The sequence below is a fragment of the Mucilaginibacter sp. genome (genome assembly GCF_025359345.1).
Lineage (GTDB): Bacteria > Bacteroidota > Bacteroidia > Sphingobacteriales > Sphingobacteriaceae > Mucilaginibacter.
In genome coordinates this window covers 39,356-56,388 of record NZ_JANYGQ010000011.1, presented here as the reverse complement: position 1 = coordinate 56,388, position 17,033 = coordinate 39,356, and the positions used below count along the sequence as shown (strand labels likewise).

Sequence of the window (17,033 nt, the reverse complement as noted above, 5' to 3'; positions counted from 1 at the left end):
CTAGTAAAAGGGCCAAAGGGGTAATGAGAAGGTTCGAAATAATGCGGAAATCGGAATGCCGATTGCGGAATTATAAAACCACATCCGAGTTGGTTAACGAATTTCCGGATATATTAAAAACCCCTTCTTCTCGTAATTCCTGCCTTCCGGACTTTCGGACTTTTCGGACTTTCGGACTCCTTTTCCTCCCACACCTCGTCCGCTCCATATTGCCGTGCCATTTTTGCTATTCGTTCCTCCAGTGTTTCGGTAGTTAAACGTTCACGGCCCAGGCTATCAACCATTATCGGGAATGCAAACGGCGTAGGGCGCTCAATAGTTTTTAAAATGATAGTTTGGGTTGCAATGCGCTGCAGTGCCATTCGTAGCCTGAATTCTTCCAGCTGAAATGCCAGCGCCTCATTATAGGCCTGCCTCACCAGCAGGTTATCCGGCTCGTATTCGCTGAACACTTCGAACAGCAGCGAGGTTGATGCTTGCAAATGTTTGTTTTTTACCTGCTGCCCGGGATAACCGGTAAATACAAGCCCACCGATATGGGCAATATCCCTGAAGCACCGGCGTGCCATTTCATTAGCATTTAAGCTATTTTGAATATCATCCAGCAGGTTATCTATCGAAAAAAATGCGGCGTCTTCCAGGGCCTGCTCGATAGGTATATCCTCATCTGTTAGCAGCTCAAAGCCGTAATCGTTCATGGCGATGGAAAAGCTGGCCGGCTTTATTTTGCTGAGGCGGTAAGCAAACAGCGATGCCATGCCCTCGTGCACCAAACGCCCTTCGAAAGGGTAGAATAACAAATGGTGCCCCTCGCGCGATTTAAAGGATTCAATCAAAAACTCGTGGCTTTGCGGCAGATGTGATAGCTGCGCCTGCAAATCAAACAAGGGCTTTAGTGCGATAACTTCTTCATCGGTCTCAATGCCATGCGCCACTTCATCCAGCTGAACCCGGAACATTGCCGATAACTGCGACGACAAAGGCATACGACCGCCTGCCCAGCTGGGAATCAAACCCTTTCTTTTATTCGATTTTTTTACATATGCCGACATCTCTTTTATCTTGATAAATTCCAGACTCCGCCCCGCAAACCAGAATGTATCGCCCGGCTTAAGTTTCGATATAAACGATTCCTCCAATGTGCCCAGGCTGCCACCGCTGAGCCATTTCACGCGGATGCTTAGCTCACTGGTTATGGTGCCGATGCTGAGCCTGTGCCGCATGGCAACGCGGCGGCTGTTTACTTTAAACAGCCCGTTTTCTACCTCTACCTTTAAAAATTCATCGTATTGCGCCAGGGTTTTACCGCCGGTAGTAATAAAATCGAGCAATTGGTTAAACTCGTTGCGGGTAAGGTCGGTAAAGGCGAAGGTGCTTTTTATTTCTTTAAACAACTCATCCGCGCGGAAACCATCGGACACGGCCAGCGTAACCATGTATTGTATCAGCACATCCATGGTAAGCAGCATCGGGTCGCGGCTTTCAAAAATGCCGGCTTTAATGGCTTGCTTAAGGGCGGCTCCTTCCAGTAGTTCCAACGAGTGTGTGGGCACAAAATAAGCTTTGGACACCTCGCCCGGGGCATGCCCGCTCCGGCCGGCGCGCTGCATAAACCGGGCAACGCCTTTAGGGCTGCCAACCTGCACCACGGTATCAACCGGGCGAAAATCGACACCCAAATCAAGGCTGGATGTGCATACCACCACTTTCAGCGCTTCGGCATGCAGCGCAGCCTCAACCCAGTTGCGCAACTCGTTATCAAGCGAGCCATGGTGCATCGCCATAATGCCGGCATACTCCGGATAATTATCTAAAATGGCGTGGTACCAAATTTCGGATTGTGAACGGGTATTGGTAAATATCAGCGTGGTTTTGCTTTTGGCCACCAGTTCCATTACCTGCGGCAGCAACTTTAAACCGATATGTCCCGCCCAGGAGTAATTTTCAATATTTTCGGGGATGATGGATTTGATGAGCAGTTTTTTCTCCAAATTAGCCCGCACCATTTTTACCCGCTCCGGCGGAAAATCTTTTCCCAGTAAAACCTCCGCAGCCTGCTCCAGGTTGCCGATGGTTGCGCTGATACCCCAAATGCGGAGTCCGAAGTCTGAAGTCCTGAGTCTTGAGTCTGAAGAATCCTGACTTAAGACTTTCGACTCAAGACTCAGGACTTTCAATTTACTCAAACCCAACTCTACCTGCACCCCTCTTTTCGTTCCCAGTAACTCGTGCCATTCATCAATCACCACCACCTGCAGGCCTTTAAATATCTTGGGATATTCCTTTTGGGCCAGCATCAGGTGCAAGCTTTCGGGGGTAGTGAGCAGCACCTCGGGCAGTTTCCTTTTAAGGGCGGCTTTTTCGGACGCGGATGTATCCCCGGTGCGGGTCATGATGCGCCAGGGCAGGCCCAGTTCATCGCATACTTCCTGCATGGCTTTGCGGATGTCGTTGGTTAAGGCGCGCAGCGGGGTAATCCAGAGCATCAGCAGGCCGTTATCTGCTTTGGTGTTATAAGTATCGGAATGTTTGTTTATAAAATCGGCCAAAAAAGGCAGGAACAGCGCAAAGGTTTTACCGCTGCCGGTAGGGGCATTGAGCAGTCCCGAAAAGCCCTGCAAATAAGCCGCTTCCATTTCGCGCTGAAAGGCAAATTGTTCCCATTTTTTATTTTGGTACCAATCCTGTATTACCTGCTGCCCCTTTGTAATCATGCCAATAATATACAACGGAAAATGGAATAAGTTAGGATAGGGGTGAAATAATATGGTGGGAATTATCGCTGAATGGTTTTATTATTAGCACCATGGCTATAATGAGGTTTGCAATTCAGCATTTTAGCCCTGCTTTTAAAAAGAAGTTCGGGGTATCGCCGATGAAGTGTAATTGAGTAGAAAACTATAAACTTGTCATTGCGAGCGCAGCGCGGCAACCGCACGCCGTGTACAACCGCAATGCAAGTCCTGCTACTTTTCAACTGGCTCTGTAAAGTTCACGGTTGCCACACTCGTTCCTCGTTCGCAATGACAAAATTGCTATTTGCTAATCGTGTCCAACACCTGTTCCGCCGTCACTTTCTCCTGCACACCTGTTTGCATATTTTTTATAGTCAACAACCCGCTTTCAATTTCATCGCTGCCGATGATGATAGTGTAAGGGATGTTTTTATTATTGGCGTAATCCAGCTGCTTTTTGAGCTTGGCGCCTGCGGGGTAAAGCTCGGCGTTGATATCCTGGTTGCGCAATTGCTGCAGAATAGGCAGGGCAAATTTTTCGCCCTCTTTATCGAAACAGCAAATTAACAGTTGGGTGGATTGATTGGCTGCTTCTGGGAAGAGGTTAAGTTCGTCCATCACATCATAAATACGGTCGGCGCCAAAGGAGATGCCTACACCGGTTAGGCCTTTTAAGCCGAACATACCTGTAAGGTCGTCATACCGGCCGCCGCCGCCAATGCTGCCCATGGCAACCTCGTTGGTTTTTACTTCGAATATGGCGCCAGTATAATAATTTAAACCACGGGCGAGGGTGATGTCCAGTTCTAAGTTGGCAGTTATCAGTTGGCAGTTGGCAAGATAATTGAATACTACTTCAATTTCATCACAGCCTTTTAGCCCGGTTGCTGAATTTGCGAGTGCACTGCGCAGGCTTGCCAGCTTTTCAGTATTACTGCCTTCCAATAATATAACAGGCTTTATTTTTTCAATATCATCTGCGGTAAAGCCACGTTCCATCAGCTCTTTTATCACCCCATCGAGGCCGATTTTATCCAGCTTATCAATCGCGACAGTAAGGTCGATGATGTTATCAGCTTTGTCAATAATTTCGGCTATGCCGGATAATATTTTCCTATTATTGATTTTTATGGTGAAATCTTTCAGGCCAAGCTTGCTTAAAGCCTCATCATAAATCAATACGAATTCGGCTTCGTTTAGTAAACTATCCGAGCCAACCACGTCCGCGTCACACTGATAAAACTCGCGGTAACGGCCCTTCTGCGGCCTGTCAGCGCGCCAAACCGGCTGAACCTGGAAACGCTTAAACGGAAAGGTAATTTCGTTTTGGTGTTGTACTACATAGCGGGCGAAAGGAACGGTAAGATCGTAGCGGAGGGCTTTTTCGGCGATTTTAAACGAAAGCGTCTTGCTGTCGGTATTTATATTTGATGAATCAAGACCTGCTTCTGCTAAGAAATCACCATTATTTAATATTTTAAATATCAGCTTGTCGCCTTCTTCCCCGTATTTCCCGGTTAGTGTCGACATCTTCTCCATCGTAGGCGTTTCTATCTGCTGATACCCATATTTGCGGAAAACTCCTTTAATGGTATCAAAAATAAAATTACGTTTCACCATTTCGGTTGGTGAAAAATCGCGGGTGCCTTTTGGTACAGATGGTTTGATGGATGCCATAGGGGGCAAAGGTACTTTTTTTGTGGTTTAAAGTGATTAGGGGTTAGAGATTTGTTGTCGCTTCATTAGGATTTACAAGTTCACAGTTTAAGTAATCAATTACTCTATTCCCTGCGTTAGTCGCAAATTCTACCCTGTTTGCGCCTCTTTCACTTACTGATTCATTTACTTCAAGAATTGTAGGATTGCCTTCAAAAGGAATTTCGTTAACAGCATAGTGTGTTACCCAGTCAAAACGTAATATCCGGTGTTCAAATATATTATTCTCCCAATCAACCGGGAAGTCAATCAAAAACTCCATAATTTGACGCCCAACTAATTCCTTTGCCTCTAATATTTTTGCATCGTGGAATGAAACATCACCAATTTCCATCACGAAAGTTATAAAATTATCGTTATATATTTGGCTAATGAATATCCTTACCCAAACTCCCCGCCTCATCATCAGGCGGTTCAAAGTCGAAGAAGAAGAAATGTACCTGGCGCTTTATGATGACAAGCGCGTAATGCAATACCTGCCTTTCCGCACCCGCGAGGAGCATATCCAGATTTTTAGGGAGCACCTTCCCGAAGGCGAGCCCGGCAGCATTACCGGGCGCTGGGGTTTGTTTAACAAAGCCGATAACGATTTTATAGGAATGAGCCTGCTGCGCCCGTTTGATAATGACAGCGGCGAAATTGAGCTGGGTTACGCCCTGCGGTACGACTACTGGGGCAAGGGCATCGCATCCGAAATGGCGATTGCACTATTGGGCCATATGTTAACCGTGCAGCCCGATGCAAGGTTTGGCGCGGTAACGGATTTGGAAAATATCCCCTCGCAGCGTGTGCTCGAAAAAGCAGGAATGCAAAGACGGGAAAACTATTGGCGGGCGGGAATGGAACTGGCTTATTTTAGGTTTGTTGGGATTTCACCGATTGAAGAATAAAAAAGGGTGTCATGCTGAGGCACTCGAAGCATGAGCGCAATGCCCTGTACTACTTGCTTAGCACGCGGGCAAGGGCCTCTACGCGCGCCCTTCGAGTGCCTCAGGGTGACATGCCATCACACGTTCAACAAATCATCCTTCCTGTGCAGAGATTGGTTCGTTCCTTAATAACGGGCTTTTATTTATCTTTCAAAATTTCCTTACAACCCTTCTCAATCATCAAAAACACCGGCTCAAATTGGGCGTCATCATAATACGGATCGGGTACTATTTTATCGCCTAATAGCAATTTTACTTTCTTGCGGTCTTCATCGTTGCGGGCCATGGCCAGGATATCGGCCAGGTTGCTTTTGTCCATTACAAAAATATGGTCATAATAATCAAAATCGCTGATGCGGAATAAACGGCAAATCTGGCCGCTTATATCAATGCCGTGTTCCTGAGCGGTGCGGGTTGAGCGGCGATCCGGCCCTTCACCAATATGCCAGTTGCCGGTGCCGGCTGATTCTATCTCCCAATCGAGGCCTTGCTCTTTAGCCAAATGCTCCATTATACCATGCGCCAGCGGCGAACGACAGATATTGCCGAGGCAAACCATTAGGATTTTCATTTTTTTGTTGTTGTAAGGTTGAAAAGTTAGAATGTTGTAAAGTTGCCGTTTAAAGTAAATAACATTTCAACCTTACAACCTTTCAACAGAAATCAACTATTTAAATATACCATTCAGCACCCCTGCAAGCCTTACGCCGGCTTTCAGCATTTGCTGGTTTAGGGTGGCAATATGGGTGAAATTATAATCGTATTTTAATACGTCACCGGGTTTTATTTCGGTGTAAAGCTTTTCGGCAATTTGGTTCGATTCATATAGCCACATCGCTATCGGTGCTTTTTGCAATTCGCGGCGCTGTGCTGCGGTAGTATGGTTTATAGCGTTAGCGTATTCGGTATAACTTAATTGCTGAAAGTCTATCAGCTGCGAATCCCATACCGAGTGCAGGTTGGTATCGTTGTTAAACCATTTTACTTTAAAGCCATTGCCGCCCTGGTCGTCGGTATGCGCGGTATGCATGGGCTGGTGTACATCTTCAATAATATGTATCAGCACACGCAGGTAAAGTAGTTTATTTTCTTTGCTGGTGCTTTTCTTCTTTAATTCGCCAATCAGGAAATTCATTTTGGTATAGGAATCAACCTTAGTATCCTGTGCCAAAAATTCCTGCATTTCGGGGTAGGTGTAGGGTTTGTCAAAATCGATATAATGCCAGGTGGATAAATATTTGTAGTTATCGTCCGATTTTATAAAATCGGCCCAGTTGCTGGCCATGGCAATTGATTCATCGCCTAAAATGCCTTTAATAGCCTTACGCGCCTGCTGCGACAAATAGCTGTCGGCAATTTGCCCGCAAATACGGTGGCCGTTAGTACCCCAGGCCACTGACTGTAACGGTGCATAAATAATTGCAAAGCCTAAAGCAATTATCTTAAAAAACTTTGTTTTCATATTATAGCGGTTTTGGAATACAGCTTGTTCGTTTTATTAAACGTGCATTAATCGGGATAACGTTTGTAATACTTGCAAATTGAACCAGCGAATCGGTTGTTTTGGTGATCTTAAAATATTCTTCATAGTCGCCAAAACGCAGACAGGTTGTTTCGTCTTTTACGCTTTTGTCGGCTTTGCAAAATTCGCCTTTCATGCGCAGGGTGTCGTGCCGTTGCTCGTAGGTGCCTTTCCAGTATTCGGTCCATCTACCGCTGCGTGTACAGGTATCACTACCGGCGCTTACCTTACTAAATGAATGTATCGTTACAAAAAACGAATCGCAGCTAAACTTTAAATCATAAAGGGAATAGCTTACCAATCGCTTTTGTGCGGGCACCGAATCCTGGCGCCACTCGCCCTGTACCCAGTTTTGTCCCGGTTTTTGTTTGTCGGGATTAAAGGTGCATGCGGCGCCCAAAGCCATTAGTAAGGCGAAAGGTAAAAGGTAAAAGGCGAAAGGCTTTTGCATGAAATGTTTTTCAAAAGTCCCTCTCCACCGGAGAGGGGTTTGGGGTGAGGCTTTTACTATTTTAAACCACCTATCATATCTTCAGGGCGTACCCATTGGTCAAACTGTTCGTTGGTTAACAGCCCAAGGCCTAGTGCGGCTTCGCGCAGCGAAAGGTTTTCCTTTAGCGCTTTCTTGGCGATTTTTGCGGCATTTTCGTAACCAATGTGCGGATTAAGCGCAGTTACCAGCATCAGCGAATTTTCCAGGTGCTTTTTAATGCCGGCGTAGTTTGGTTCGATACCGGCAGCACAATGATCGTTAAATGACACACAGGCATCACCGATTAAACGTGCCGACTGTAAAAAGTTAGCCGCCATAACGGGTTTAAACACATTCAACTCATAGTGACCGTTAGAACCTCCGACCGATATAGTAACGTCGTTACCCATTACCTGTGCCGCAACCATTGTCACTGCCTCATTTTGGGTTGGGTTAACCTTGCCCGGCATAATTGATGAACCCGGCTCATTGTCCGGAATATGTATTTCGCCAATACCCGAGCGTGGCCCCGAAGCCAGCATGCGGATATCGTTTGCAATTTTCATTAGTGATACCGCAATTTGCTTTAATGCGCCATGGCTTTCTACTATGGCGTCATGAGCAGCAAGGGCCTCAAATTTATTGTCGGCAGTGCGGAATGGCAGACCGGTAAATTTAGCAATGTAGTCGGCAACCTTTACATCGTAACCTTTTGGTGTATTGATGCCTGTACCAACGGCTGTGCCGCCAAGGGCAAGTTCCGAAAGGTGATCAAGTGTATTTCTTAGCGCTTTTAAGCCATGGGTTAATTGTGATACATAGCCCGAAAATTCCTGGCCAAGTGTAAGTGGGGTGGCGTCCATAAGATGGGTACGGCCAATTTTTACCACGCTTTTAAATGCTTCCGATTTAACCTGTAGGGTATCGCGCAATTTTTCAATTCCCGGTATAGTAACATCAATAACCATTTTATAGGCTGCAATGTGCATAGCCGTCGGGTAGGTATCATTTGACGACTGGGATTTATTTACATCATCGTTCGGGTGGATAAATGTTTTGCCCTCGCCCAGTTTGTTGCCGGCCAATACGTGTGCACGGTTGGCAATAACCTCGTTAACATTCATGTTTGACTGCGTGCCCGAACCTGTTTGCCATATCACCAATGGAAACTCGGAGGCTAAGCCACCGGCTAGTATTTCATCACAAACCTGTGCGATCTGGTCACGTTTTTCGGCCGGCAATACGCCGCAATCGGTATTGGTGTATGCTGCGGCCTTTTTAAGATAGGCAAAAGCGGCAATAATTTCCTTCGGCATCGATGCTTCGGGGCCAATTTTAAAGTTATTGCGTGACCGTTCGGTTTGTGCTCCCCAGTATTTATCGGCAGGTACCTGTACCTCGCCCATGGTATCGTGTTCGGTTCTGAAACTCATGGTTTTTGTATTTTTTGCAGGGGCAAAGGTAGGGTTTTATATGGTGGATGTAAATGCAAAAGGGTAAACTTTTTGGTACAAAAACTATAATAAACCGCAGGTGTTGTGTAAATAAACAGGGCCTTAACAAATGCATAAATATAACATCATATACAGATCGCCAAATAAAGAAATCTACCTCTGGAACGGTAACGGCTTTGACAAACTTGAGGACGAGGAGCGCGAAGTGCTGCTGTACAGCGGCCAATCGGTAAAAGCGGAAGATGCATCTGAGGCATTGGCCGCCGGCAAAGCAGCGGCCAAAATGGAGTTTCCCGGGGACGAAAATCCTGACATTAAAAAAGTTGAGGTGAAGGTTTCCTAAGAGATTTTTACTGCTTAACGTTTTGCGTTCGTTCAATTATTTTGTGACGCGCCGGATTTAATTGGGCTCCAGGATTCCAATCTTCGGTTTAGCTGTGTACCTTTGCCTTATCCGGGATAAAAACCCGGCATACACATGACAAAAGAAATTGAAATTGTTTGCCCGCCCGGGCAGCAGGAAGATGAAGCCGCTTTAATAAAAATTGCTGCCACATCGCTAAATATATCACCACAAAATATATCAGCCTTAAAAATTCTGAAACGCTCTATCGATGCGCGCGGCCGCAAGGTGGTTTACCGCATGCAGGTGCAGATTTTTGTGGATGAGGTATATGTGCCCGAAACATTTACAGTTAACTATCCCGATGTAAAAGCCGCCAAACCAGTAATAATTATTGGCGCCGGGCCCGCCGGGTTATTTGCGGCTCTGCAATGCATTGAACTTGGGTTAAAACCTATAATAGTTGAGCGCGGCAAAGATGTAAAACAGCGCCGCCGCGATTTGGCTAACATCAACAAGCAGGGCCTGGTAAATCCCGAATCGAACTATTGCTTTGGCGAGGGCGGGGCAGGCACTTATTCGGATGGTAAATTGTACACCCGCTCCACCAAGCGCGGCGATGTTAATGCTGTGCTGAAAACCTTTGTGACCCATGGCGCAACTGGAGATATTTTGATAGATGCCCGTCCGCATATCGGCACCAATAAGCTGCCGCAGATAATTACCTCGATAAAAGACAGCATACTCAATGCTGGCGGTGAAGTGCTTTTCGATGCAAAGGTTACCCGCCTGCTGGTTGAGTTTGGTAAAATAAAGGGTGTTGAACTTGCTAATGGTGACAGGCTGAAGGCCGGTGCCGTAATACTGGCAACAGGCCACTCTGCACGCGATATTTTTGAAATGCTGCACCATCAAAATATTTTGATTGAGGCTAAACCGTTTGCCTTGGGTGTGCGCATTGAGCACCCGCAGGAAATTATCGACCAGGCGCAATACCATTGTGAATTCCGTGGGCCCGACCTGCCGCCGTCATATTATAACCTGGTTGAACAGGTAGATGGCCGGGGTGTATTTTCGTTCTGTATGTGTCCCGGCGGTATCATCGCCCCCTGCGCTACGGAGGCTGATGAAATTGTGGTAAACGGCTGGAGCCCATCTAAGCGGAATAATCCTTTTGCAAACTCAGGCACCGTGGTGCAGGTAAATTTGGAGGATGTAAAAGGCAATGAAAACGACCCGCTGCGGATGCTGCGCTTTCAGCAACAAATAGAAAAGCTTGCCTATACCGCCGGTGGTGGCCATCTTGTTGCGCCCGGCCAGCGCATAATTGATTTTTGTGAGAACCGTTTATCAAATAGCCTCCCCGAAAACTCCTACCTGCCCGGCACCAAAAGTATCGAACTAAAAGAAATTTTACCGGGCTGGATAAATGAACGCCTGCGCAAAGCGTTGCCTGTATTCGGCAAAAAAATGAAGGGCTATTACACCAACGAGGCGATATTGGTGGGAGTTGAGTCGCGCACTTCGTCACCGGTAAAGGTTCCGAGGGACAAAGAAACATTACAGCACCCGCAGGTAACAGGATTGTTTCCCTGCGGCGAGGGCGCGGGGTATGCCGGTGGCATAATTTCTGCTGCTATTGACGGGATTAACTGCGCCATTGCGGCATCAAAACTATAAACATGACAAATTCAGAAAAAATAAGTAAAGAGTTAGAACAGGTACTGTCGGGCAACCCATGGTATGGTTCTTCAGTTTATAAAATACTGGATACGGTAAGCTTTGAAACCGCGTTTGAAAGACCGGCAGGCGCCGCCCATACTATCGCTGCTATAGTATTACACATGCTATCGTGGACGGAAGAAGTAATGGACCGGCTGAACGGCATGACGGCTTCGGTGCCCTCCAGCGGCGACTGGCCCGAGACAAGCGCGCCTGATGAACAAAAATGGCAGCAATATGTCAATGATTTAAAGTTGGTGAACGTAAATTTGCTGGGTATTATCCAAAACTTCGACGAAGAAAAATGGATTGAGCCGATATTGGATGAACGTAACCCGGAGCTGGGTACCGGCGTAAGCAACGAGGAACTGGTACGGGGATTGATACAACATCATATTTACCATTCGGGGCAGGTAGCAATTTTAGTAAGGATTATTAATGGCTGATAAAAAAACACTGATATTAGGCGCAACACCCAACACCGGGCGCTATGCCAACCTTGCCGCCAACAGGCTGGTGCGGAGCGGGCATACTATTGTGAACGTGGGGATAAAAGAGGGAGAAGTTGCCGGTGTGCCTATTGAGAAGCCCGAAACCATTCACAATGATATCGACACCATTACCCTTTATGTTGGCCCGGCAAATCAGCAGGGCCTGTATAACTATATTTTAGCTACCAACCCCAAACGCATCATATTTAACCCCGGCACCGAAAACTCCGAGCTCCGTCGTATGGCAAATGACAAGGGAATTGAGACCGAGTACGCCTGTACGCTGGTGATGTTGTCGATAGGACAATATTGAGTTGATGTGCGGATGCGTGGATTTACTATTTCAACCGCTCACAAACCTCTTTCACTGTTTCGCTTATCGGCTTAAACTCAATACCGATAGCTTTTTTAATTTTCGAGTTATCGTAATTGCGTTGCAAACTGGCTGCTTGTGCCGATACTTTATCGATAGGCGGATTTTTGCCGGTTAAGGCCCCGATTATTTTTGATGCGCGCCAGGCAATGCCCATCATCCATGGTTTGGCTAAGGTGGATGGAGGAGTAACGCCAAAGCCATTCGCTATTTCGGTAGTAAGTTGTTTGTAATTGCGGTTTTCGGCACTAATGATATAGCGTTCGCCGCAGATATCGGTATTCATCAGGGCTATCATGCATTTGGCAACATCTTCCACATCAACAAAGCCACAACTGCCGGCGGTGTAAAATTTAAGCCCTTTACGCACGGTTTCAAAAAGCTGCCCGCTGCCTGCTGTGCCGGCATTAGCGCCTATTATGATGGATGGATTTACAATAACAGCGTCCAGTCCTTCGGCAATGCCGCGCCAAACTTCCATCTCGCTTTCCAATTTTGATATGGCGTAACCGTCGGTTTCGGTAGCCTGATCCAGGTGATGGTTTTCGGTTATCAAATCGCCGGGCTTAGCAAGGCCAATAGCCGCAACCGAGCTTACATGCACCAGCCGGATATTGTGCAGCATGCACAGGTTAACCAAATTTGCCGTGCCCATTACATTAGCATTAATCATCGGCTTTTTATCGGCTTGCTTTAATGATACCCAGGCCGCACAGTGGCACACCTGCGTTACATCTTTAAGTGCATCTTCCAGCGCAAAAATATCCAGCATATCTGCCTCCACCCATTGTACCTGGTAAGGCAACAAAATATCCGGGATCAATGATTGCGCCCGCCGGGTGCAGCGGATACGGTTGCCCTGCTGCAAAAGCTGCAACGCCACTTCCGAACCTAAAAAACCTGTTGCCCCGGTAACTAATATCATACTGTGTGCAAATAAACTAAGATTTATTGGATTTGAAGATTATAGGATTGAAAGTGCGGGAAAAATCGTTTTCGCGCAGGCCGTTGACCTGCGCTGATAGGTTAAACCCTTTCAGGGTTAGTTGATGTTTAGAAAGGCCAGGGCAAGCTTCGCCTTATGTAAACTCTTCGCCACAAATCCTATAATCCTTCTCTCCTGAAAATCTTAGTTAAAGACAGTGCAGGATAGTTAACTAAATGCATTTTCATTAACTTGCCTAACCAATTTAAAAAACATCCCTGGTTATATTTATATGAGAAAGCTCTTGTTACTGTTTGTCGCCTTTCATGTTTCGGCTATTTGTTTAGCGCAGGTTAAGGTTCAATATTTACAAACCGAAAATGCGGTTAACCCCATTTGCATAGATGCCCTTAACCCCCGGTTTAGCTGGCAACTGGATGCAGGCGACAAACGCGGCGTTATGCAAACTGCATATGAACTAAAAGTAAGCAGCGCAAAAGGCAAACACGAAGCCTGGAAAACCGGCAAGGTGTCGTCCGACCAATCGATGTATATTATCTATAAAGGCGAACCGCTGGCATCGGGGCAAAAGTATATTTGGCAGGTAAGGGTTTGGGATAACGCGGGCAAAGCCTCTGCATGGAGCGAGCCAGCCAGTTTTGGGATGGGCATGTTAAACGCTGCCGACTGGAAAGCCAAATGGATTACCCCCGGCTTTGTTGAAGATTCAGTTAATCGCCCAAGTCCGTTATTTCGCAAAGGATTTTCACTGAATAAAAAAGTGGCGTCTGCGATGGTTTATATTACCTCGCATGGTTTATATGAAGCCCAGATAAACGGCAAACGGGTGGGTGATGCGTTTTTAACCCCCGGCTGGACAACCTATAACAAGCGCCTGCAATACCAGGCTTATGATGTTACCGGCTTGCTGCAGCCCGGCGCAAACGCTGTTGGCGCAACCCTGGGCAGTGGCTGGTACCGCGGGCATATCGGTTTTTCAAACCAAAAGAACTACTACGGAAAGGACATAGCCCTGTTGCTGCAATTGGAAGTAACTTATACCGATGGCAGTACCGAAACAATTGTATCTGACGAATCCTGGAAGTCATCTACCGGCCCGGTTAGGTTTGCCGAGATTTACGCAGGTGCAACAATAGATAACCGCATGCAGGTAAAAAATTGGTCGACTGCCGCATTTGATGATAAAAGCTGGTCGGGTGTGATGGTTAAGGACTATACAAAAAACACGCTGGTTGCTACCGTTAACGAACCTGTTAGAAAACACGAAACCTTTAAACCGGTAAAAATATTTAAAACACCCAAAGGCGAAGAAGTAATTGACTTTGGCCAGAACCTGGTTGGCTGGGTGCAAATGAAAGTGAGCGGCAACGCGGGCGATACCATCCGTCTATCCCATGCAGAGATTTTAGATAAACCGGGCAATTTTTATACCGACAACCTCCGCGCGGCACGCGCCCAGGATATATACGTTTTAAAGGGTGGCGGCGAAGAAACATTTGAACCGCAGTTCACCTGGCAGGGTTTCAGGTATATTAAAGTTGAAGGCTACAAAAAAGATTTGAACGCCGCTGATTTTACGGCCATAGCACTATACTCGGATATGAAACCTACCGGTACATTCACCAGTTCGAATGATATGATCAACAAGTTGCAGCACAATATTCAATGGGGACAAAAGGGTAACTTTTTAGATGTACCGACCGATTGCCCGCAGCGCGATGAGCGTTTGGGCTGGACCGGCGATGCACAGGTGTTTTCGCGCACAGCAACTTACAACATGAACGTGCACAATTTTTTTGCCAAATGGCTTAAAGATGTTGCCGCCGACCAATATAAAAGCGGCAGTGTTCCGCACGTTATTCCCGATGTCTTGGGGAACGATAAAAACGAATCAGGCGGCAGCACCGGCTGGGCCGATGTGTCTGTCATTGTACCATGGAACATGTATGTAGCCTACGGAGATAAACAGATATTGGAAAACCAGTACAGCAGCATGAAGGCCTGGGTTAAGTACATGGAAAACCACAGCAAAAACGACCTGTGGAACACCGGTGGCCACTTTGGCGACTGGTTGTTTTACAGCGTGAACGACGACACCGACGGCAGCTCTGCCATTACCAGTAAATACCTGATAGCGCAATGTTTTTTTGCACATTCCACCCAGTTGGTAATTAACACGGCCAAAGTTTTAGGCAACAAACAGGATGAGGATTACTATACCGCATTGCTGGCCCGTATTAAAAAAGCATTCGTTAACGAATACGTAACGCCAAACGGCCTGATATCATCAGATACCCAAACGGCCTATGTGCTGGCCCTGGAATTTGATATGCTGCCCGAAAACTTAAGGCAGCAGGCATCAGACAGGCTGGCGAATAACATCCGCAGGTATGGCAACCACCTTACTACCGGCTTTTTGGGCACGCCGTACCTTTGTCACGTGCTTAGCCGTTTTAACCACGTTGATGTGGCTTACCGCCTGCTATTACAGGACACCTATCCTTCATGGCTTTACCCTGTAAAAATGGGCGCCACCACCATTTGGGAAAGATGGGACGGTATTCGCCCCGATGGCTCGCTTGAAACCCCGACCATGAACTCCTACAATCACTATGCGTACGGAGCTATTGGCGATTGGATGTACCGTGTTGTGGCAGGCATCGATACAAAAGAAGAAGGCCCGGGTTATAAGCAGATTATTATAAAACCAACCCCCGGCGGCAACATGACCAACATTGAGGCCGACTACAATACCACCTACGGTAAAGTTAGCTCGCACTGGAAAATTGACGGCGGTAATTTGTTGATGCATGTGGAGATACCTGCAAACACTACCGCTACGGTTTACATACCTGCAGCAAATGCAACCGGCATAACCGAAAAAGGCGTGGCGCTGTCATCAGCACCAGGTGTAACGATGGCAAATGAATCGGCAACCGGGTATGTGGCGGTAAATGTGGGCTCAGGTGTTTATGATTTCAGCACGGCGAAGCCGTGATTAGTTTACGCCGTTGTTGGTGTTGTCACCAACAACAGGTGATTTTTGTGAGGGCGAAAATGCCGGCGAGTTATTGGAAAATATCAACATTTTGCAAACCCATTCTTGTTGGTGACAACACCAACAAGGGCGTAGGCCGTAATGACAAAAATTGGAGAACCGGGACAAAAAACAATTACAATTGGGCGTATGCAATACGCCCCTACAATAAATCAAACCAATAAACCAAAACCATGGGCATTATTTTCGGCGTATTTTTTCATTTCATCGGGGGCTTTGCCTCGGGCAGTTTCTACATTCCTTACAAAAAAGTTAAAGGCTGGGCCTGGGAGAGCATGTGGATTGTTGGCGGAATATTTTCCTGGCTGATTGTACCACCATTGGCTGCTTACCTAACTATTCCGGGCTTTATGGATATCATAAAAAGCACTGGTTATGATGTTTTGGGTTGGACCTACCTGATGGGCGTTCTGTGGGGTATCGGCGGTTTAACCTATGGACTTGGCGTGCGCTACCTGGGGGTATCATTAGGCAGTACCATTATTCTCGGCCTGTGTGCTGTATTTGGCTCGCTGGTACCATCAGTTTACTATAACTTCTTTCCGAAAGAAGGTAAAGATACTATCACCATACTCGCCACCTCGCACTGGGGGCAAATGGTTTTGCTTGGCATTGCTATCTGCGTGCTGGGTATTATTATCTGCGGCAAAGCCGGTATGATGAAGGAAAAAGACCTGGCTAAAAACTCGGAGGCTAAAGCCGAAAATAAAGACTACCGTTTCGGCCTTGGCATTTTTGTAGCGATAGTATCGGGCATTTTAAGTGCCTGTTTTAACTTTGGTCTTGAAGCTGGGAAATCAATGGCTGACGTGGCAAATGCGGCCCATTTAGCATCACATCCCGGCGAAACATCGTTTCTATACCGCAATAATGTGGTTTACATAGTAGTGCTTTGGGGCGGGCTGACCACCAATTTTATCTGGTGTATGATACTAAATGCGCGCAATAAAACCGTTGGCGATTATGCTAATCAGAAGGCGCCACTGTTAAAAAATTATCTTTTTGCTGCATTGGCAGGCACAACCTGGTTTTTACAGTTCTTTTTTTACGGAATGGGTGAAAGCAGGCTGGGTAACGGCGCAAGCTCATGGATACTCCACATGGCTTTTATTATCCTGATAGCGAACATGTGGGGCTTGATTTTAAAGGAATGGAAGGGCGTAAGTAAAAAGGCGTTTAACACGGTGATATTGGGTATTGCCGTTATTATAGTATCGGTTTTGGTGGTTGGGTACGGGAACGCGATTAAATAGATGTAAGATATGAGACTTG

The 17,033-nt window shown here is 46.6% G+C and carries 15 protein-coding genes; 7 read left to right on the top strand and 8 right to left on the bottom strand.

What is annotated here, in order from left to right; genetic code table 11:
* Positions 1 to 113 precede the first annotated feature (113 nt).
* The 3 genes from Q0R52_RS06105 to Q0R52_RS06095 form a co-directional block, all read right to left on the bottom strand.
* The gene (locus tag Q0R52_RS06105; protein ID WP_295793106.1) at positions 114 to 2,714 is read right to left on the bottom strand and encodes a ligase-associated DNA damage response DEXH box helicase; all 2,601 of its coding nucleotides are present in this window, start codon (positions 2,712 to 2,714) and stop codon (positions 114 to 116) included.
* Between the two features lie 321 nt (positions 2,715 to 3,035).
* Complete coding sequence (gene hisS / locus Q0R52_RS06100; RefSeq protein ID WP_295793105.1) at positions 3,036 to 4,412, bottom strand: histidine--tRNA ligase; 1,377 nt, start codon at positions 4,410 to 4,412, stop codon at positions 3,036 to 3,038.
* 43 nt (positions 4,413 to 4,455) lie between these two features.
* Entirely contained in the window at positions 4,456 to 4,785 is a 330-nt protein-coding gene (locus tag Q0R52_RS06095) for a hypothetical protein (RefSeq protein ID WP_295793103.1), read from the bottom strand.
* Between the two features lie 37 nt (positions 4,786 to 4,822).
* Between Q0R52_RS06095 and Q0R52_RS06090 the strand changes: the two genes are divergently transcribed.
* Positions 4,823 to 5,341, top strand: a complete 519-nt coding sequence (locus Q0R52_RS06090; protein WP_295793101.1) for a GNAT family N-acetyltransferase — start codon at positions 4,823 to 4,825, stop codon at positions 5,339 to 5,341.
* Between the two features lie 178 nt (positions 5,342 to 5,519).
* Here Q0R52_RS06090 and Q0R52_RS06085 read toward each other — a convergent pair whose 3' ends face one another.
* The 4 genes from Q0R52_RS06085 to fumC form a co-directional block, all read right to left on the bottom strand.
* Positions 5,520 to 5,951 carry a low molecular weight protein-tyrosine-phosphatase gene (locus tag Q0R52_RS06085; protein WP_295793100.1) on the bottom strand — a complete coding sequence of 144 codons (432 nt, stop codon included), beginning with the start codon at positions 5,949 to 5,951 and terminating at the stop codon, positions 5,520 to 5,522.
* Positions 5,952 to 6,047: 96 nt separating this feature from the next.
* Entirely contained in the window at positions 6,048 to 6,842 is a 795-nt protein-coding gene (locus tag Q0R52_RS06080) for a S1/P1 nuclease (RefSeq protein ID WP_295793098.1), read from the bottom strand.
* A 1-nt stretch (position 6,843) separates the two neighbouring features.
* Positions 6,844 to 7,353 (bottom strand): hypothetical protein, encoded by a 510-nt coding sequence (locus Q0R52_RS06075; protein ID WP_295793096.1) that lies wholly within the window; start codon positions 7,351 to 7,353, stop codon positions 6,844 to 6,846.
* A gap of 56 nt (positions 7,354 to 7,409) precedes the next feature.
* On the bottom strand, positions 7,410 to 8,807 hold the full coding sequence (gene fumC, locus Q0R52_RS06070; RefSeq protein WP_295793095.1) for a class II fumarate hydratase: 1,398 nt from the start codon (positions 8,805 to 8,807) through the stop codon (positions 7,410 to 7,412).
* Positions 8,808 to 8,937: 130 nt separating this feature from the next.
* Here fumC and Q0R52_RS06065 point away from each other — a divergent pair, with 130 nt between their 5' ends.
* The 4 genes from Q0R52_RS06065 to Q0R52_RS06050 all read left to right on the top strand — a co-directional run bounded on the left by Q0R52_RS06065 (position 8,938) and on the right by Q0R52_RS06050 (position 11,697).
* Positions 8,938 to 9,171: a hypothetical protein gene (locus Q0R52_RS06065; protein WP_295793093.1), complete on the top strand. Its 234-nt coding sequence runs from the start codon at positions 8,938 to 8,940 to the stop codon at positions 9,169 to 9,171.
* Between the two features lie 135 nt (positions 9,172 to 9,306).
* Positions 9,307 to 10,851: an FAD-dependent protein gene (locus Q0R52_RS06060; RefSeq protein WP_295793091.1), complete on the top strand. Its 1,545-nt coding sequence runs from the start codon at positions 9,307 to 9,309 to the stop codon at positions 10,849 to 10,851.
* A gap of 2 nt (positions 10,852 to 10,853) precedes the next feature.
* A complete protein-coding gene (locus Q0R52_RS06055; RefSeq protein ID WP_295793090.1) occupies positions 10,854 to 11,339 on the top strand; it encodes a DinB family protein in 486 nt (161 codons plus the stop codon).
* Complete coding sequence (locus tag Q0R52_RS06050) at positions 11,332 to 11,697, top strand: CoA-binding protein (RefSeq protein WP_295793088.1); 366 nt, start codon at positions 11,332 to 11,334, stop codon at positions 11,695 to 11,697. The genes Q0R52_RS06055 and Q0R52_RS06050 overlap by 8 nt, the downstream gene beginning before the upstream one ends.
* A gap of 25 nt (positions 11,698 to 11,722) precedes the next feature.
* Here Q0R52_RS06050 and Q0R52_RS06045 read toward each other — a convergent pair whose 3' ends face one another.
* Positions 11,723 to 12,682, bottom strand: a complete 960-nt coding sequence (locus Q0R52_RS06045) for an NAD-dependent epimerase/dehydratase family protein (RefSeq protein ID WP_295793086.1) — start codon at positions 12,680 to 12,682, stop codon at positions 11,723 to 11,725.
* Between the two features lie 292 nt (positions 12,683 to 12,974).
* Here Q0R52_RS06045 and Q0R52_RS06040 point away from each other — a divergent pair, with 292 nt between their 5' ends.
* Both Q0R52_RS06040 and rhaT read left to right on the top strand, forming a co-directional pair.
* Positions 12,975 to 15,701, top strand: coding sequence for a glycoside hydrolase family 78 protein (locus tag Q0R52_RS06040; protein ID WP_295793084.1), 2,727 nt, complete (start codon positions 12,975 to 12,977; stop codon positions 15,699 to 15,701).
* A gap of 233 nt (positions 15,702 to 15,934) precedes the next feature.
* Positions 15,935 to 17,014, top strand: coding sequence for an L-rhamnose/proton symporter RhaT (gene rhaT, locus Q0R52_RS06035; RefSeq protein ID WP_295793082.1), 1,080 nt, complete (start codon positions 15,935 to 15,937; stop codon positions 17,012 to 17,014).
* Positions 17,015 to 17,033: the final 19 nt, after the last annotated feature.